A 17,859-nucleotide genomic window follows, 5' to 3' on the forward strand; every position below is an offset into this window, starting at 1 on the left:
CCGGCGGCCACCCCACGCGGGTGGTCGCCGGGCCCCGGCCGTTACGGTCGCACCATGTCCGACGCGGAACTCACAGTCACCCTGGACGGCCCGGTGGCGACCGTGGTCATCCACAACCCGGCCCGGCGCAACGCGATGACCCCGGCCATGTGGCGGCAGCTCCCGGTGCTGCTGGACGGCCTGGAGGCGGACCCGGCCGTACGGGTGCTGGTGCTCACCGGCGCGGGCGGCACGTTCTGCGCCGGCGCCGACCTGGGCGACCTGGACGAGCTGCTGGCCGCCGGTGACGGCAGCATCGCGGTGGCCGCCGAGGAACGGCTCGCCGCGTTCGGCCGTCCCACTGTGGCGGCTATCGAGGGCGCCTGCGTGGGCGGCGGATGCCAGCTCGCCGTCGCGTGCGACCTGCGGCTGGCCGCCGCGGACGCCCGGTTCGGCGTACCCCCGGCGCGGCTCGGCCTGGTCTACCCGGCGCCGACCACCCGTCGGCTGGCCGCGCTGGTCGGTCCGTCGGCGGCCAAGCACCTGCTGTTCACCAGCGAGCTGGTGAACGCCGAGCGGGCGCTGCGGATCGGCCTGGTGGACGAGGTGCTGCCGGCCGGTGAGCTGGCCGGGCGGGTGGCGGCGCTGACCGCCACCGTCGCGGAACGGTCCCGGCTCACAGTGACCGCCGCCAAGGAGATCGTGGACGGGCGCGCCGACGCCGACCGGCTGGTCTGGTGGCACGGCCAGGTGCGGGACAGCGGCGAGGCCCGCGAGGGGGTGGCGGCCGTCAACGAGCGCCGGCCGCCGCGCTTCGGCTGGACTCCGCCGGCCACGCGCTGACCGCCGAGGCGGGCAGGCGGACGGGACCGGCGGGCGCGGCGCCGGGGCGTACCCCCGGCACCGCCCCCTGTGCCCGCCGGCCGTCCGTCACCGCGCCAGCGCGGCCCAGCTCGGCGTCACCGGCTCCCGCCGCAGCGGCATGCCCGCCTCGGCCGGGGTCCGGTCACCCTTGCGCTGGTTGCACGCGTAGCAGGCGGCGGTGGTGTTCCCCCAGGTGTTCCGGCCACCGCGCGAGCGGGGCAGGACATGGTCGATCGTGCTGGCCGCTCCGTCGCAGTAGGCGCACCGCCGCCGGTCGCGCGCCAGCACGCCGGCCCGGGACCAGGCCGGGCCGGCGCTGAACCGCCAGCGGGTCACCACGTACCGGACGAGGCGGACCACCCGCGGCAGCGGGAAGACGCCGATCACCCGGTCCGGCTCGGCCTCGTGGATCTCGGCGACCCGGCGGCAGAGCATCCGGATCGCGTGCTTGACGGTGACCCGGTGCAGCGGGCCGAGGTCGGCGTTTATGACGAGGACGGCGTCCACCGGGCTCTCCCTTCACGATCGGCGGTACGGCGACGAAAAAGCCGCCCGGTCCACGGGACCGGGCGGCGACGACGGGGACGCGTAAGACGCGTCAGTCGTGCCCTCCGGGCCAGGGACCGTGTTCCCGGCAACCGTCGCCGAGCAGCCACGACGTCATCGTGGTGGCGTATCGCAGCGACATGGACGGCTCCTGGAACGGTGGTTGACCTTGCGCGCTCACGGTAGATCGATCCGGGAGTCGTGGCCAACGTATTTCGATCCGTCGTCGGCGGGCCGCCGCTGCCGTCCGGCCCGTCCGGTGCGCCGGGCGGCGGTGAGCGGCCTGTCGATCCGGGCGGTCATCTGCACCACCAGCTCGCTGTCCAGCAGCGGGCGGTTCACCTCGGCGGCCACCGACAGCGTGGGCGTGGAGATCGACCGCCAGATCGCGGTGAGCCCGGCGCCGAGGCCGACGAGCGCCACCGCCGCCCGGGTGGTGGGGGAGCCGGCCGCGGCGGCGGCGCTGACCCCGACGACCGCGAGCAGCACCACCAGCAGCGGCGCCAGCACCGGCCAGAAGATGCCCCGGGCCGCCTGTGCGACCAGCTTCCGGTCCCGGATGATGACGTTGCGGGCGACCACCGCCCAGTTCTCCTCGTCGAGCAGGTCGCGCGGGTGCAGGCCGCCGGTCAGCACGTCCTGCCACAGGTCGCCCTGGTTGCGCAGCTCGCGGGCCAGCTCGCCGAGTCCGGCCTCGGCCGGGTCGCCCACTGTGGCGCGGCCGACAGCGGTGGCCCAGGCGGCGAGCGAGCGGCGCACCACGGCGGCCGAGTACGGCGGCAGTACGCTCGCCAGCTCGTCCAGCCACCTGCTGATCTGGATGTGCCGGCCACCGAAGCGCCCGGCGAGCTGGTCGGCGTCGCCGCGCCGCACGGTGTCGGCGAGCGAGCGCCCGAGCCGGTACGCCACGCCCACCCGGTGGTTCGTCGCCATCGTCCAGCGCAGCACGTCGATGTTGAGGTCGTCGAGCGCGCGCAGCAGCGGCTCCCGGTCGGCTCCGGTGGCACCCCGGGCGGCGGCGGTGCAGGGCACCGTACGACCGGCCGGGGTCAGCGGCGCGATCTGGGTCAGCGCGACGTCCACGCCGTCGAGGTACATGCCGAGCCGGTGCCGCCCGGCCAGCTCGGTCAGGTTCGACAGCTTCGGCGGCGCGGGCGCCGGCCGGTCCCCGTCCCCGGTCAGGTCGGCGGTCTGCGCGTGGTGGTAGGCGTCCGCCATGGACCAGCCGAGCCGCAGCGCGGTGACCACCGCGGTCCGTTCGTCCCGCGGTGTCCCGTGTTCCTCGTCGCGCGGCTCGCGCGTCGGGGTGCTCACCGCCCGACCTCCCGTGTCACCGGATCAGTCGAGCGTAAAGCCGTTCTTGTCGGCCTATGACCGTTTCGGGCCAGTCCTGCTGGCCAGCAGGCCGCGCGGACGGATCGACCGGACCGGCTCGGCCGCCGCCCCCTCGGCACGCAGGATGTGGTTCGCCGCGATGATCCCGGTGGCCGCCGAGCGTTCCATCAGCGCGCTCGGGAATTCGGTGCGGATGCCGTCCCCGGCCAGATAGAGGCCGGGCGCGTCGGTCTCCACCCCCGGACGCCAGGCGTGGCTACCCGGCGTGAACGCCGGGGCCTGCGCCTCGACCCGGGCGCGCAGCTCGCGTACCCGCAGGTCGGCGACCTCCGGCCAGAGCGCGGTCAGCTCCCGCAGCATCCGCGCGGCCAGCTCGTCGGCCGGCACGTCCGGCTCGCAGGCGTACGCGTGCAGCTCCACCACCGAGCCGCCGGTCCGCTCGGCCCAGCGGCGGGGCTCGTCCTCCAGCCGGTGGTAGAGCGTCACCGAGTCCAGCGTGGGCTGCCGGGAGACACCGCTGAACACCGCCCGGTCGGCCCGGACGTCCCCGTCCATCCAGTAGCGCGCCACCGCGTACGGCGGACCGGGCCTGCCGAACGCGGGCATCCGCGCCACCAGCTCGGGGGCCGCCGCGACCAGGCCGGGCGAGGCGTCGACAAGCGCGGCGAGCGCGGGCGGGTCCACCGCGAGCACCACGTGCGGCGCCTCCCAGACGTCACCGTCGGCGCCGGTCACCCGCCAGCCCTCCGGGGTACGGTCCAGCCGGGCCGCCGCCGCGCCGGTCGTCACCCGGCCGCCGTGCTTGCCCACGTACCGGGTCAGCGGCTCCCAGATCGCCGTGCCGTAGTCCCGGTCCGGGCAGTCGAAGGCCAGCCCTTCCGGATTGCCGAGCAGGTAGAAGTGGAACTGGGCGATCATCTCGGCGGCCGACATCTCCGCCTCGTGGTTGAAGAACGAGTGCGAGAAGACCTCGAACAGCATGGCCCGCGCCCGGTCCGGCAGCCGCAGCGAGGTGAGCAGCTCGTCGGCCGTCCGCTCGTCGAAGTCCTCGTAGGTGCGTACCGGGTCGTAGGTGAGCAGCGGCAGCGCGGCGTCCCGGTCCATCGAGCGCAGGTCCGCCAGGCGCAGGCTGGGACTGCGCAGCAGCAGCGCCAGCAGGTTCGCCGGCGGTGCGGGCGGCAGCTTGCCGAACTCCTCGGTCGGCCACCGCTCGGACAGGATCGGGTAGCCCGGGATCGGCTTGAGGAAGCCCAGCGCGGGATCGACCCGGCGCAGGATCGACCGCCAGTTCCAGTACTGCCGGAAGAACGCGTGGAAGCCGTGCTCGTTGCGCTGGACGCCGTCGGGCAGCTCCTCCGGCCAGGCGCCGAGCCGCCCGCCGAGGTGCGGCGCCGCTTCCAGCACCGTCACCGCCACGCCCCGCTCGGCCAGCACCACCGCCGCCGACATGCCCGCGATGCCGCCGCCGACCACCAGCGCCGCGACCGGCCGCGGCATGCGGTCGGCGCCTCCGCCGCCCGGGTCCACCAGGTGCTCGCGTACGCCGATGAGGCGACCTACCACTTGCGACAGACTCACGGGGCATCCTTCGGTCGGCGGTCCCCCAGTCTGCCCGAGGTGAAAGGAAGGGGCCCCTTTTAACGCATACGGAGGTGCAGGGGCCCCTTCTTAACGCCGGGCGATCCGTGCGGCGCGTGCGTCGGGTGGGCGCGTGGGGTGAGGCGTTAACAGGGGGCCCTTCCTCTACCGGAGGCGTTAACAAGGGGCCCTTCCTTTCACGGCAGGCAGCGGCGCGGGCGGTCCGAGGGCGGCCAGACGTACTCCAGGTCGGGGGAGACGTCGGTGAACAGCGGTGCGTAGTGGACGGGGTCCTTGCGCAGCAGCGACGACCGGTGGCTGCGGTGCAGGTCGTCGCGGCCCAGCCAGGGCGGCAGCTCACCGGCGACGGCCAGCTCGTCCTGGGTGCGGATCACCGACACGCCGCAGGCGGCGGCGAGGTCGGTGGCGAGCGTGCCGGCGCAGGTGTCGGCCCGGCCCGGCTCGCACCACACCGCGCACATGTCCAGCCCGTACCGGGTCAGCGCCTCCTCGTACCCGGCCCACATCTTCACCGCGGGGTGGTTGCGCCAGCCGTAGTCGGGCCGGGTCAGCCCGCGCAGCACCTGGATCGCCTCCACGCGCTGCTTGCCCAGCCGCTTCTGGTCCAGCGTGCGCGCGCTGCCCAGGAAGTCCGGATACGGCAGGAACGTCTGCATGCCGGTGCGTTACCCGTACCCGGACCCGCCATGCGTTCATGATCGTCGGGGCTGCGCGCATCGCGAGCGGCTGACTACGATCCGGACATGGCCGAGCCACTGCGTGACCGTGCGCGCCGCGCGACCGGCTGGCGGCTCCGGATGAACGGGGACGAACGCCCCCACTACGTGGTCTGCGGCTCCGATCCGCTCGCCTACTGGGTGGTCCGGTCGCTGCTCGCCACCGACAACGCCGACGGCCGGGTGCGGGTCACGCTCGTGGTGCCGGGCCGCCGCCGGTCCGAGGGCCCCGACGGGCGGGACGTGCCGGGGGTGCGGGTCGTCACCGCCGAACGCCTCGACGAGGCGGCGTTCCGCCGCGCCGGGCTGGCCGGCGCGGCCGGGCTGGCCCTGCTGCACCAGGACGACGTGGGCAACATGCACGCCGCGCTCTGCGCCCAGGAGGTCGAGTCGCGGCTGCGCCTGGTGGTGCGGATGTTCAACACCAACCTGGCGGACGGCCTGCGGCAGCTCTTCCCGGACTCGGCGGTGCTCTCCGACGCCTCGATGGCCGCGCCCGCCTTCGTGGCCGCCGCGCTCGGCGAGGTGGCGCCGACCCACTTCCGGCACGCCGGGCGCACGCTCTACGTGGCCCGCCGCGACGACGTACGCCCGCAGGACGTGGTCTGCGGCCTGGCCGTCACCACGGATCCGGACCTGGTGCGTGTGCTGCCCGCCGACGAGGCGACGGCCGACGTGGTGCTGGCCGAGGCGACCGGGCGGCCGGCGGGCACCGAGGTGGCCGCGCGGCGGCTGGTACGGGCGCGACGGCGACGGCAGCCGGCAGCCGTGCTGCTGCGCGCGGTCCGCCACTTCGCCACCCGCAAGATCGGCATCGCGGTGCTGGTGCTGCTCGCGGTGATCGCGGTGCTGGGCTGGCTCAACGCGCGGGCCGCCGACGTGAGCTGGAGCGAGGCGGTATACCTGACCCTGGTCACCACGCTCACCGGCCAGGATCCGGACGTCAACAAGCCGGTCGCGGCCCAGGTGATGCAGGTGGTGCTCAACCTGGCCGGGCTGGCGCTGATCCCGCTGATCACGGCCGCGGTGGTCGACGGCATCGTCAACGCCCGGCTCGCGCTGCACGCCGGCCGGGTCCAGCCGGACCGCTCCGGGCACGTGGTGATGGTCGGGCTGGGCAACATCGGCACCCGGGTGATGGCGCAGCTGCACGACTTCGGCGTCGAGGTGGTGGCGATCGACAAGAACCCGGACGCGCGTGGCGCCGCGCTGGCGCACCGGCTGGGGGTGCCGCTGATCGTGGGCGACGCGGGCCGGGAGGAGACGCTACGGTCCGCCTCGGTGGACACCTGCCAGGCGCTCGTGGTGGTCTCCACCGACGACGGGACGAACCTGCGGGCCGCGCTGATCGCCCGGTCCCTCGACCCGGACCTGCGCGTGGTGCTGCGGCTGTTCGACGGCGACTTCGCCGAGCGCATCCAGCAGGCGTTCGGCATCGGCATCTCGCGCAGCGTGTCCTATCTGGCCGCACCGGCGTTCGCGGCGGCTCTGCTCGATCGCGCGGTCATCGCCACCATCCCGGTGGACCGGCACGCGCTGCTGGTCACCGAGGTGCCGGTGGTGGCCGGTTCGCCGCTGGACGGGAGTCCGCTGGGCGCGGTGGCCCGGCCCGGCGAGGTGCGTCTGCTCGCGCACACCCGGCCCAATCAGAAGGCCGACTGGGCGGCCGACCCGCGCATGGTGGTCCAGGCCGGTGACCGGCTGACTGTGGTGGCCCGGCGGGCCGGGCTGACCGCGCTGCTGCGGGAGACCACGCCCGCGCCTCCTCCGGCGCCCACCGGCCCGCCCGCCGCCCGCCGCCCGCAGGAGTGACCGGATGCGTCAGGCCGGTCGGCGGCGGCGGACCGCGTACCCGAGCGCGCCGAGGGTGAGCACGCCGAACCCGGCGAGCACGCTCGGCAGCGGCAGGTTGACCGCCAGCACCAGGCAGCCGACCAGCCCCAGCGCGGCGAGCAGCCGGACCGGGACGCGCCCGTCCCGGTCGGGGCCGAGCGTCAGCGCCGACGCGTTCGTGATCGCGTAGTAGACCAGCACCGTGCAACTGGAGAAACCGATCGCGCCCCTGATGTCGCCCACGGCCACCACGGCGATCACCACTGCGGCCACCACCAACTCGGCGCGGTGCGGCACCCGGTGGCGCGGATGGACCGCCGCCAGCGCGCCCGGCAGATCCCGGTGGCGGGCCATCGCCAGCGTGGTGCGGCCGACGCCGGCCAGCAGGGACAGCAGCACGCCGGTCACCGCGACGGCGGCACCGGCCCGGACCAGCCAGGCGAGCCCGGGATGCCCGGCGGCGGTCACCACCTCGACCAGCGGCGCGTCGGTGGCGGCCAGCCGGTCGGCGCCGAGCACGCCGAGCGCGACCACTGCCAGCGTCAGGTAGATCGCCAGCACCGCGCCGAGCGCCAGCGGCACGGCGCGGGGGATGGTGCGTTCCGGGTCGCGTACCTCCTCGCCCAGCGTGGCGATCCGCGCGTAGCCGGCGAAGGCGAAGAACAACAGGCCGGCGGCGGTCAGCACGCCGCCCGCCCCGATCTCGGCGGGGGCGGTGAGCCGGTCGGCGGCGACCTGCGGAGCGCCGGTCACCGCCACCATGGCGAGCACCGTGAGCACGACAGCGACGAGCACCCGGGTGGCGGCGGCGGTCTTGCCGATGCCGCGCAGGTTCACCACCGTCACCGCCACCACCGCGAGGACCGCGACGAGCCGCGCCCGCCCGGGCCACAGGTACGCCCCGACGGTCAGCGCCATGGCCGCGCAGCTCGCCGTCTTGCCGACCACGAACCCCCAGCCGGCGAGGAAACCGGCGAACGGGTGCAGCCGTTCCCGGCCGTAGACGTAGGTGCCGCCGGACTCGGGGTAGCGGGCGGCGAGCCGGGCCGAGCTGGTGGCGTTGCAGTAGGCGATGAAGCCGGCGAGCGCCAGCGCGACGAGCAGGCCGGGGCCGCCGGCCGCCGCGGCGGCCGGGGCGAAGACCACGAAGATGCCCGCGCCGAGCATCGAGCCGAGACCGATGACCACCGCATCGGGTACGCCGAGTCGCCGTGCCAGCCGTTCCACACCGCGCAGCCTAGAGCGCTCAGGTGAACGGCGGGTGCCCGGTTCGGAGAATTGGCGAAAATCATTTGCATAATTAATCCGCCTTCGCCGGGTGGCCGCTGTCCGGCGACCTCGGTAGAGTCGTTTACGCAGGTCAGTGCGGATAGCGAGGCAATCCGCACGCACGTCTCTCGAATTCCTCTCACCGATTATCCATTGACGATGACCAGATTTTTCATGCGTCGATCGGGCAATGCTGCCCTCGAATCGGCTCCGGCAGTTTCGGGAACGTCAGATCCGCGAGCGCGGGAGGTACCGCACATGACGCTGTTCGGCTGGGACGCGAGCGACTACGACGTCGACCGGGGGTTGACGACCGACCGGATCCGGGAGGCCCGCGCCGCGGGCATCGACTTCATGACCTACAAGGGCACGGAACAGTCGCGCGACGGCACGTTCCACAGCCAGTACTACGGGGTGATGCTCACCGCCGCGAAGGACGCGGGAATCCCGTTCCTGGGCATGTACGTGGTGGTGCACTCCGACGTCTCCATCGACGACCAGGTCACCACGGCGATCGACTACGCCGACAAGCACACCCCCTGGTGGCGCGACTACGACAGGTTCTTCTGGCAGATCGACCTGGAGCGCTGGCCGACCGACGACGTGCCCCCGCACATCGGCGTCGACGTGGGCCACGAGTTGGAGGAGCGCACCGGCAAGGTGGCGGTGATGTACGCCTCGCGCGGCGAGTACGGCGACGACGACCTGGGCGACTTCCCGCGCTGGAACGCCGACTACCCGTACCGGGTGGCCGAGGACTTCAAGGCCGCGTACGCGCGGGCCGGCGGGGACTCCGGCCCGGGCTGGGCCCGGTACGGCAAGCCGGAGCAGACGCCGCGCATCTGGCAGTACACCGACTCGGCGATCATCGGCCGCCAGCACACCTGCGACGCGGACGCGTTCCGCGGCACCGCCGACGACTTCGCGAAGATGATCGGGGAGAAGACGTCCACGCCGGCGAAGCGGGACGTGATCGCCACCTTCACCAGCACCGCGCACGCGGGCGACACGCTCGACACCACCGACCGGTTCCACGCCATCCGCTGGGCGACCGGGCTTTACCACTGGACCGTGCCGGAGCCCGGGCTGGTGAGCATCCAGGCGACAGTCGACCTGCGCGGGTTGCAGCGCGACGACCTGGTCCGGATCCGCGCCGAGTACACCAGGCCCGGGGACGGGGAGACCGACACCCCGCTGCTGCGGCAGGAACGGGTGTCTGTCGACCCGGACACGACGGGCGGGGTGTTCGTGGTGAGCACGCCCGACGAACGTGTCGAGCTGCCGAAGGGCACCCAGATCCGGATCCAGGTGGCGGTGCGGCCCGCCGACGACGACCACCGCCGCCGGCTCACCTACAGCACCAGGACCCGGATCAGCATCGTGGAGATCCGGACGGTGGGCTGAGCGCCGCGCCCGCCCGTCACCGCGTCGCCGCGATGGCGGGCGGCGGCGCGGACCAGCCGACCGGGCGCCGCCAGTCGCCGAGCCGCCGGGGCAGCGGCAGGTCGTCCCAGGGCACCCGGTGCAGCAGGCGGTCCAGCAGCAGGCCGAGCAGCAGCCCGGCGATCGAGTCGGTCAGCCAGTGCCAGCCCAGGTAGACGGTGGTGCAGAAGACCACTGCCGGGGGCACCACCCGGACCACTGTGACCAGCCGGGGCGGCACGGTACGGCCGAGCGTGCGTACGAGCGGGGCCAGCAGCAGGGCCAGGACGCCGTACCAGACGATCGAGTTGGCGACGTGCCCGGACGGGTACGACTGCGCGAAACGCACCGGCAGGTCGTGCTGGAACAGCGGCAGCGTCTGCTCCGGCGACAGGAACGGCTCCTTGATCGAGGCGCTGGGCGCGGGCCGGGCCGTCCACACCTTCAGCGGGCCGATCGTGAAGAACGTGAGCACGAACCCGACCACCGGCGGCAGCAGCGGCCGTACCGAGCGCAGCCGCCACGCCAGCAGAACGCCCAGCCCGGCCGCGAGCAGCGTCAGCGGCGTGCCCTGGCCGAGCAGGTTCAGCGTCATCGCCACCCAGCGGGCGGCGGCCGGGCGGTTCTCGTCGGACCAGTCTGCGACCGCCCGGTCGAGGCCGAACAGGTGACCGGAGGCGAGCGCGACGGTCAGCGCCACCACTGCCGCGAGCAGCAGTCCGTCGAACCACCACCCGGCCGGCCGGACCGGCCGCAGCCGCAGTTCACCGCGTACCCCCGAGGTCTGACGCACGCGACCACGCTACCGGCCGCCGACGGCGTCGCGGCGGCGCGGGCATCGGCGGCTGTGTGCCCAGCCACGAAGGGAGGCGCGGCGCGGGGGTCAGCGGTCACACTGGTTGCCGTGCGGATCACCTCGGCCCTCGTCGACCCGGCGCTGCTCGACCTTCCCTGGTCGACCCCGCTGGAGCAGTGGCCTGCCGAGCACCTGGTGGCGCTGCCCCAGGGCATCTCCCGGCACATCGTGCGGTTCGTCCGGCTCGGCGGGTACGTCTACGCGGTGAAGGAGACCGGCGAGCGGGTCGCCGAGCGCGAGTACGACCTGCTGCGGGCGCTGGAGCGGATCGACTTCCCGTCGGTCGAGGCCATCGCGATCGTGGCCGACCGGCAGACCGACGACGGCGAGCCGCTGGACCCGGTGCTGATCACCCGGCACCTCCAGTTCTCGCTGCCCTACCGGGCGCTGTTCTCCAACACGCTGCGCCCGGAGACGATGAACCGGCTGCTGGACGCGCTGGCCGCGCTGATCGTGCGGATGCACCTGACCGGCTTCTTCTGGGGCGACTGCTCGCTGTCGAACACGCTGTTCCGGCGCGACGCGGGCGCGTTCGCCGCGTACCTGGTCGACGCCGAGACCGGGGCGCTGCACCCGTCGCTGTCGAACGGCCAGCGCGGCGAGGACCTGGAGATCGCCCGGGTCAACATCTTCGGCGAGGCGCTCGACCTCCAGGCCGCCGGCCTGCTGCACGAGTCGATCGACCCGGAGGTGGTCTGCGAGGAGGTCGTGCGGCGCTACGAGCGGCTCTGGCACGAGATCACCTACGAGCAGCAGGTCGAGCGCGCCGCCCGGCACGACATCGAGCGCCGCATCCGCCGCCTCAACGAGCTGGGCTTCGACGTGGCCGAGGTGGCGATGTCCACTGTCGACAACGGGCGCTACCTGGTGCGGCCGAAGGTGGTGGACGCCGGCTACCACACCCGGCGGCTGCTGCGCCTGACCGGCCTGGACGCGGAGGAGAACCAGGCCCGCAGGCTCCTCAACGACCTGGACGCCTACCGGCTGGAGAGCGACCTGACCGACGAGCAGCAGGCGGCGCACCGCTGGCTGACCGAGGTCTTCGAGCCGGTGGTCCGGGCCGTCCCCGCGCACCTGCGCAACAAGCTGGAGCCGCAGGAGCTGTTCGCCCAGATCATCGAGCACAAGTGGCTGCTCTCCGAGCAGGCCGGACGGGACGTCGGGATGCGCCGGGCGGTGCAGTCGTACCTGGCCGACGTGCTGGTGCACCGCCCGGACGAGCAGGCCGTGCTCGGCGTCGAGGTGCCCACCACCTGACGGCCGGGCAGCTCACTCCACCCAGTCGCCGCCGCGCATCACCCGTACCACGTTCAGGTCGTCGTCCAGCTCCACCAGGTCGGCGCGCAGCCCCGCGCGCAACGCGCCCACCCGGTCGCCCAGGCCGATCGCGCGGGCCGGGGTGGTGGCGACCATCCGGCAGGCGTCCGGCAGGCTCACGCCCGCGCCGACCGCGTGCCGCAGCGCCGCGTCCATGGTGAGCGTGCTGCCGGCGATCGCACCGCCACGGCTGAGCCGGGCCACGCCGTCGGCCACCGTCACCGCCTGACCGCCCAGCTCGTACTCGCCGTCCGGCATCCCGGCGGCGGCCATCGCGTCGGTGATCAGCGCGGCCCGCTCCGGACCGGCCACCGAGGCGGCGAAGCCGAGCATCCCGTCGTGCAGGTGAACCCCGTCGGCGACCAGCTCGCACACCACGCTCGGGGCCTCCAGCAGCGCCACCACCGGACCGGGCTCGCGGTGGTGCACCGGGCGCATCCCGTTGAACAGGTGGGTGCCGACAGTCGCGCCGGCCGCCACCGCCGCCCGGGTCTGCTCCCAGGTGGCGTCGGTGTGCCCGACCGCCGCCACCACGCCGTGCGCCACCAGCAGCTCGATCGCCTTGGTGGCGCCGTCGCGCTCGGGGGCGATCGTGACCATGCGTACCGCGCCGCCACCCAGCTCGATCAGCTCGGTCAGCTCGGCGACCGACGGGTCACGCAGGAACTCCGGGTTCTGCGCGCCGCAGCGGTCGGCGGACAGGTACGGGCCCTCGAAGTGGACGCCGGCCAGCACGCCGGACTCCACCAGCGGGCGGTACGCGGCGGTGGCGTCGCGCATCAGCGCGAACGGGGAACTGACCAGGCTCGCCAGCAGCGTGGTGGTGCCGTGCCCGAGGTGGAACGCGGCGGCCTGCCGGGCCGACTCCGCGTCACCGGTGGTGAACGTGTGCCCGCCGCCGCCGTGGGTGTGCATGTCCACGAAGCCCGGCACGATCCAGTGGCCGTCGCGCGCCGACGGGTACTCGGCGACAGCTGTGATCCGCCCGTCCGCGATCTCCACGCAGCCCTGCCGGACGACGCCGGTCGGGGTCACCACCTTGCCGGTCACGCGCCGGGTCATCGACTCTCCTTCGCCAGGGTGTCCAGGGCCAGCAGGGCGGCGCCCAGGCAACCCGCCTCGTCCCCGAGACCGGCCGCGACCAGGCGCGGCTCGCGGTGGAACGTCAGCCGCTCGCGCAACGCCCGCCGCAGCGGGTCGAACAGCAGGGGACCGGCCTGGGCCAGACCGCCGCCGAGCACCACCGTCGACACATCGTAGAGCGCCTGCCCGGTGGCGAGTCCATCGGCGAGCGCCTCGACCGCCTCCTGCCACACCTCCACGGCGAGCGGTTCCCCGGCCGCGGACCGGTCTGCCACCTGAGCGGCGGTGGTGGGTGCGCCGGACAGCTCGGCGTACCGGCGCCCGATCGCCGAGGCCGACGACACCGCCTCCAGGCAGCCGGTCCGCCCGCAGCCGCAGCGCGGGCCGCCGGGGCGTACCAGGATGTGGCCGATCTCCCCGGCGGCGCCGTGCGCGCCGGTGGCGGCCGACCCGTCGACCACGTGGGCGGCGGCGATGCCGGTGCCGATCGCGACGAACAGCACGTGGCCGGCGTCCCGCCCGGCGCCGAGCCGCGCCTCCGCCAGGCCGCCCGCCCGCACGTCGTGGCCGAGCGCCGCCGGCAGTCCCAGCCGCGTGCGGGCCAGCTCCCGCAGGGGTACGTCCCGGAAGCCCACGTTCGCCGACCAGACCGCCACCCCGCGCGCCTCGTCGACCACTCCGGGTACGGCGATGCCGCAGGCCACCGGCGTGCGGCCGTCGGCGCGGGCCTTGCCGACGAGCCCTTCGGCCACGTCGAGGATCGTGCCGGTCACCGCCTCCGGGCCGCGCTGCGCGCCGGTGGCGTGCCGTTCGGTGTGCACTGTCGTGCCGTCCGGCCGGACCAGGGCGCACTTCATCCCGGTGCCGCCCACGTCCAGCGCGACGACGACCTCGTCGCGGGCACTCACGCCAGGACCACGGACCGGGTCAGGTGACGCGGCGCGTCCGGGTCGAGGCCGCGGCTGGTGGCCAGCGCGACCGCGAACCGCTGGGCCAGGATCAGGTCGGCCATCGGATCGACCGGGTTGCGCCCCGCCGACCAGCTCGTCAGCACCGTGCGCCAGCCGTGCGTGCGGCTGTGCACGAACGCGGCGCCGGTGGCGGCCACGTCCTCGGGCAGCCCGTCCGGGATCTCGCCCAACGCCCAGACCAGCCGGCCGGGCGCGGCCACCGAGATCGGGCCGTGCCGGTAGTCCATGGCCGGGTACGCCTCGGCCCAGAACGTGGCCGCCTCGCGGCACTTCAGCGCGGCCTCCTGGGCCAGCCCGACGGTCCAGCCGCGACCGAGGAAGGTGACCTGCTCGATACCGGCCGGGTCGATCGGCAGCGGGGCGCGTACGGCGACCTCGGCGTCGGCGGCCAGGCGGCCCAGGTCCTCGCCGAGGTGGGCGCGCAGCAGCGCGAGCGCTGTGGTGGCGAAGCGGGTCTGCACCACCGCCCGCTCGTCGGCGAAGGGCAGCGCGACAGTGGCGTCGGCGAGCGCGACGGCGGCCGAGTCCGGGTCGCCGACCAGGACCGTGGTGGGGATCCGCCCGCGCAGCGCGGTGAGCAGGTCGAGGACCTCGGTGGTGGTGCCGGAGCGGGTGATCGCGATCAGCCGGTCGTAGTGGCGGCCGGCCGGGAACTCACTGGCCTGGAAGGCGTCGGTCTCGCCCTGGCCGGCGGCCTCGCGCAGCCCGGCGTACGCCATCGCCATGAACCACGACGTGCCGCAACCGACCACGGCGACCCGCTCGCCGGGGCGCGGCAGGTGCTCCGCGACGGTCGGGGCGAGTCGCGCCGCCTCCCGCCAGCAGTCGGGCTGGCTCGCGATCTCCGCGTGCACGTACGCCATGACAACTCCTCCCCAGGGGAGACCTTGCGCAATACGGCGCGATACGGCCGCCTTTCGCGCGTCATTCTGCGTGAAACCCTGTGGTCGTGGCAACCGTCTCCCAGTTCGCGCAGCGCAGGGTTTTGCGCGGACCCAGTTTCGCGCACTAGTGTGCACGCAACCGATCACCGTTCACGCACAGTCTGGGGAGGGCCCCGCGGTGGACCGCTACGCGCGCTGGAACGCGCTGCTGGAGATGCTGACCGACAGCGGCCGGGTCAGCGTCGAGGAGGCGGCCGGGCGGCTGGACGTCTCCCAGGCCACCATCCGGCGTGACTTCGACCAGCTCGCCCAGCAGCAGATGATCACACGGACCCGGGGTGGCGCGGTCGCCAACGGCGTCTCCTACGACCTGCCGCTGCGCTACAAGACCGCGAAGCACTCGGCCGAGAAGCAGCGGATCGGCGCGGCCGCCGCCGCGCTGGTGTCGCCGGGCACAGTGGTCGGCCTCAACGGCGGCACCACGAGCACCGAGGTGGCCCGGGCGCTGGCGGTCCGTCCGGATCTCAACACCAGCGCCGAGGGCGCCCAGCTCACAGTGGTGACGAACGCGCTGAACATCGCCAACGAGCTGCTGGTGCGTTCGCGGATGAAGGTGGTGGTGGCCGGCGGCGTGGTCCGGCCCAAGTCGTTCGAGCTGGTCGGCCCGCTCGGCGGGGCGCTGCTGCGCGAGGTCACGCTCGACGTCGCGCTGCTCGGCGTGGACGCGATCGACCCGCAGCTCGGCGCCGCCGCGCACCACGAGGGCGAGGCGGCCATGAACAGCCTCATGGTGGCCCGGGCCAAGCGGGTCGTGGTGATAGCCGACTCCTCGAAGCTGGGCGGGCACGCGTTCGCGCGGATCTGCTCGGTGGACCGGGTGGAGACGCTGGTGACCGACTCGGGCGCGTCCCCGGAGGTGGTGGCGGCGTTCCGCGACGCGGGCGTGCACGTCGTCTGCGCCTGACCTCCCCCGACACGCCGACACTGCATACCGGGTATTGCCATCGCGTGCATACCGCGTATGGTGTCGCTGACGCCTACTTATCGGGGGAGGTCAGCTGTGTCGGCTGTCCTGGAGATCGAAGGTCTCCGTAAGACGTACCGGAGCCGGAAGCGCGGGGTACGCCACGCGCTCGACGGCTTCGACATGCGAGTGGAAGCCGGCCAGGTGCACGGCTTCCTCGGTCCGAACGGTTCGGGCAAGACCACCACGCTGCGTACGCTGCTCGGCCTGATCAAGCCGAACGGCGGCCGGATGGCCATTCTCGGCCAGGAGCTGCCGCACGCGCTGCCTGCGGTCGCCGGCCAGGTCGGCGCCATCGTGGAGAGCCCGCAGTTCTTCCCGCACTTCACCGCGCGGGACACCCTGGGCCTGCTCGCCCAGGCCGGCGAGCTGCCCAAGCAGCGCGTCGACGAGGTGCTGGAACTGGTCGGGCTGCGCGACCGGGCCGGCGAGCGGGTCAAGACCTACTCGCTCGGCATGAAGCAGCGCCTGGCGGTCGCCTCCGCGCTGCTCAAGAACCCCAAGCTGCTGATCCTCGACGAGCCGGCCAACGGCCTCGACCCGGGCGGCATCCGGGAGATGCGCGGGCTGATGCGGGAGCTGTCCGAGGCCGGGATGACAGTGGTGCTCTCCAGCCACATCCTCGGCGAGATCCAGCTCATCTGCGACTCGGTCACCATCATCTCGCTCGGCCGCCGGGTCGCGTTCGGGCCGGTCGAGGAGGTGCTCGCGGCCCATTCCCAGGGCTCCGTGCGGGTCCGCCTGGAGGCGGTCGGCGACCTGCCGCAGGCCGCCGACGCGCTCAGCCGTGCCGGGGTCCGCGTGGCCGCCGAGCCGGACCACCTGATGCTGTCCGGCGTGGACAAGCCGGCCACCGTCAGCCGGCTCCTCGCCGAGCAGGGCCTCTACGTCAGCGAGCTCACCCCGGTCGCTGTCGACCTGGAGAGCGTCTTCCTCGAACTGACCGCCACCGCGCCGGTTCCCGGCCAGCACCGTCAGGTCGATCAGTCCGCCAAGGTCGACCAGACCGGCACCGCAGGAGGTTGGGGCGCATGAGCCTGTTCGTCACCGAGCTGCGCCGGCTCGGCAAGCGCCGGGTCACCCGGCTGATGCTCGTGCTGCTGGTGCTCGGGCTGGCCACCGTCGCGACCGCGTTCAGCTTCTCCAGCGAGAAGCTCTCGCCCGTCGTGGTGGCCGAGGCCGAGGCCAAGGCGACCAACGACTACCAGTCCGCGCTGACGGAATGGAAGCGCACCATCGCGGAGTGCGAGGCGGCCCAGGCGCGCGGCGAGAAGACCGAGGAACGGTACGGCCCGAACTGCGGCAAGGACTACCAGCCGCAGCCCGACATGTTCGAGGCGAAGTGGTACCTGCCGTACCAGTTCGACTTCCGGGCCGAGTTCCCCCTGTTCATCGCCGTGTTCGCCGCCTCCGTGGCGCTGTTCGGCTTCATCGTCGGCGCCTCCTTCGTGGGCGCCGAGTGGAACACCGGCGGGATGATGAACCTGCTGCTCTGGCGGCCGAAACGGCTCACCGTGCTGGGCACCAAGCTGGCGGCCCTGCTCACCACAGTGTTCGGCCTGACGGTGGTGCTCGGCGCCCTGTGGACGGCGGCGTTCTGGCTGATCGCCAGCCAGCGCGGCAGCACCGCGAAGATGACCTCCGGAGTGTGGCAGTCGATCGGGCTGGACGGGCTGCGGGCGCTGGGGATGACGCTGCTCGTGGCGGCGGTCGGGTTCGCGCTGGCCTCGCTCGGCCGGCACACGGCGATGGCGCTGGGCGCGGCGGTGGGCATCTTCGCGGTGAGCGAGATCGGCATCCGGATCGCGGTGGCGGTGCTCGGGGTCCAGTTCGGGGACCGGTACGTGCTGTCCACGTACGCCCAGTCGTGGTTCCTGAAGCAGGCGGAGCTGTTCGACTACGACACCTGCCAGTTCTCCCAGGGCTCCTGCGAGCCGGCGACGTACCTGGTCACCTGGCAGCAGTCGGCGGTGGTGTTCGGCGTGGCGCTGGTGGGCGCGCTCGTGGCCGCGTTCTGGACGATGCGGCGGCGGGACATCGCCTGACCTGGTCCGCGCCGCCGGCTCCGGCCGGCGGCGCGGGCCCCGCGTCCGATGCGGCCGGGGGCGGCCCTGGTTACGCTGGGGCTCCCCCGGCCGGCGCGTTCCGCGTGCCGGTCACC

16 protein-coding genes are annotated in these 17,859 nt (G+C 73.8%); 7 read left to right on the top strand and 9 right to left on the bottom strand.

Features of this window, described 5'->3' with window-relative positions; all coding sequences use genetic code 11:
• The first annotated feature begins 54 nt into the window (after positions 1 to 54).
• Positions 55 to 822 carry an enoyl-CoA hydratase/isomerase family protein gene (locus tag AB0B20_RS07250; protein ID WP_357468927.1) on the top strand — a complete coding sequence of 256 codons (768 nt, stop codon included), beginning with the start codon at positions 55 to 57 and terminating at the stop codon, positions 820 to 822.
• Between the two features lie 87 nt (positions 823 to 909).
• On the opposite strand, the gene AB0B20_RS07255 is transcribed toward AB0B20_RS07250, so the two are convergent.
• The 4 genes from AB0B20_RS07255 to AB0B20_RS07270 all read right to left on the bottom strand — a co-directional run bounded on the left by AB0B20_RS07255 (position 910) and on the right by AB0B20_RS07270 (position 4,979).
• On the bottom strand, positions 910 to 1,350 hold the full coding sequence (locus AB0B20_RS07255; protein WP_357389913.1) for an HNH endonuclease: 441 nt from the start codon (positions 1,348 to 1,350) through the stop codon (positions 910 to 912).
• A gap of 216 nt (positions 1,351 to 1,566) precedes the next feature.
• Positions 1,567 to 2,703, bottom strand: a complete 1,137-nt coding sequence (locus AB0B20_RS07260; RefSeq protein WP_357468930.1) for a hypothetical protein — start codon at positions 2,701 to 2,703, stop codon at positions 1,567 to 1,569.
• 54 nt (positions 2,704 to 2,757) lie between these two features.
• Positions 2,758 to 4,302: an FAD-dependent oxidoreductase gene (locus tag AB0B20_RS07265; RefSeq protein WP_357389909.1), complete on the bottom strand. Its 1,545-nt coding sequence runs from the start codon at positions 4,300 to 4,302 to the stop codon at positions 2,758 to 2,760.
• A 197-nt stretch (positions 4,303 to 4,499) separates the two neighbouring features.
• Complete coding sequence (locus AB0B20_RS07270; RefSeq protein ID WP_357468933.1) at positions 4,500 to 4,979, bottom strand: MSMEG_6728 family protein; 480 nt, start codon at positions 4,977 to 4,979, stop codon at positions 4,500 to 4,502.
• Positions 4,980 to 5,120: 141 nt separating this feature from the next.
• On the opposite strand from AB0B20_RS07270, the gene AB0B20_RS07275 reads away from it, so the two are divergent.
• Positions 5,121 to 6,851 carry an NAD-binding protein gene (locus AB0B20_RS07275; protein WP_357389937.1) on the top strand — a complete coding sequence of 577 codons (1,731 nt, stop codon included), beginning with the start codon at positions 5,121 to 5,123 and terminating at the stop codon, positions 6,849 to 6,851.
• 9 nt (positions 6,852 to 6,860) lie between these two features.
• Here the strand turns inward: AB0B20_RS07275 and AB0B20_RS07280 are convergent, their stop codons facing one another.
• Positions 6,861 to 8,099, bottom strand: coding sequence for an APC family permease (locus AB0B20_RS07280; RefSeq protein ID WP_357468936.1), 1,239 nt, complete (start codon positions 8,097 to 8,099; stop codon positions 6,861 to 6,863).
• A gap of 300 nt (positions 8,100 to 8,399) precedes the next feature.
• On the opposite strand from AB0B20_RS07280, the gene AB0B20_RS07285 reads away from it, so the two are divergent.
• A complete protein-coding gene (locus tag AB0B20_RS07285) occupies positions 8,400 to 9,545 on the top strand; it encodes a hypothetical protein (RefSeq protein WP_357468939.1) in 1,146 nt (381 codons plus the stop codon).
• A gap of 16 nt (positions 9,546 to 9,561) precedes the next feature.
• Here AB0B20_RS07285 and AB0B20_RS07290 read toward each other — a convergent pair whose 3' ends face one another.
• The gene (locus AB0B20_RS07290; RefSeq protein WP_357468943.1) at positions 9,562 to 10,356 is read right to left on the bottom strand and encodes a phosphatase PAP2 family protein; all 795 of its coding nucleotides are present in this window, start codon (positions 10,354 to 10,356) and stop codon (positions 9,562 to 9,564) included.
• A 111-nt stretch (positions 10,357 to 10,467) separates the two neighbouring features.
• Between AB0B20_RS07290 and AB0B20_RS07295 the strand changes: the two genes are divergently transcribed.
• A complete protein-coding gene (locus AB0B20_RS07295) occupies positions 10,468 to 11,676 on the top strand; it encodes a DUF4032 domain-containing protein (protein ID WP_357389899.1) in 1,209 nt (402 codons plus the stop codon).
• Positions 11,677 to 11,688: 12 nt separating this feature from the next.
• Here AB0B20_RS07295 and nagA read toward each other — a convergent pair whose 3' ends face one another.
• From nagA to AB0B20_RS07310, 3 genes are read right to left on the bottom strand one after another with little or no spacing between them, the layout of a single operon-like run.
• Positions 11,689 to 12,798, bottom strand: coding sequence for an N-acetylglucosamine-6-phosphate deacetylase (gene nagA / locus AB0B20_RS07300; RefSeq protein ID WP_357389897.1), 1,110 nt, complete (start codon positions 12,796 to 12,798; stop codon positions 11,689 to 11,691).
• Positions 12,795 to 13,727: an ROK family protein gene (locus AB0B20_RS07305; RefSeq protein ID WP_357468946.1), complete on the bottom strand. Its 933-nt coding sequence runs from the start codon at positions 13,725 to 13,727 to the stop codon at positions 12,795 to 12,797. Before AB0B20_RS07305 ends, nagA begins: the two co-directional genes overlap by 4 nt.
• On the bottom strand, positions 13,724 to 14,653 hold the full coding sequence (locus tag AB0B20_RS07310) for a sugar isomerase (protein ID WP_357389894.1): 930 nt from the start codon (positions 14,651 to 14,653) through the stop codon (positions 13,724 to 13,726). The genes AB0B20_RS07305 and AB0B20_RS07310 overlap by 4 nt, the downstream gene beginning before the upstream one ends.
• A gap of 199 nt (positions 14,654 to 14,852) precedes the next feature.
• On the opposite strand from AB0B20_RS07310, the gene AB0B20_RS07315 reads away from it, so the two are divergent.
• From AB0B20_RS07315 to AB0B20_RS07325, 3 genes are all read left to right on the top strand, one after another.
• The gene (locus AB0B20_RS07315) at positions 14,853 to 15,638 is read left to right on the top strand and encodes a DeoR/GlpR family DNA-binding transcription regulator (protein ID WP_357389893.1); all 786 of its coding nucleotides are present in this window, start codon (positions 14,853 to 14,855) and stop codon (positions 15,636 to 15,638) included.
• A gap of 96 nt (positions 15,639 to 15,734) precedes the next feature.
• Complete coding sequence (locus AB0B20_RS07320) at positions 15,735 to 16,733, top strand: ATP-binding cassette domain-containing protein (RefSeq protein WP_357389891.1); 999 nt, start codon at positions 15,735 to 15,737, stop codon at positions 16,731 to 16,733.
• On the top strand, positions 16,730 to 17,743 hold the full coding sequence (locus tag AB0B20_RS07325) for an ABC transporter permease subunit (RefSeq protein ID WP_357389889.1): 1,014 nt from the start codon (positions 16,730 to 16,732) through the stop codon (positions 17,741 to 17,743). The genes AB0B20_RS07320 and AB0B20_RS07325 overlap by 4 nt, the downstream gene beginning before the upstream one ends.
• Positions 17,744 to 17,859: the final 116 nt, after the last annotated feature.

Source organism: Micromonospora sp. NPDC049151 (assembly GCF_040648395.1).
Lineage (GTDB): Bacteria > Actinomycetota > Actinomycetes > Mycobacteriales > Micromonosporaceae > Micromonospora.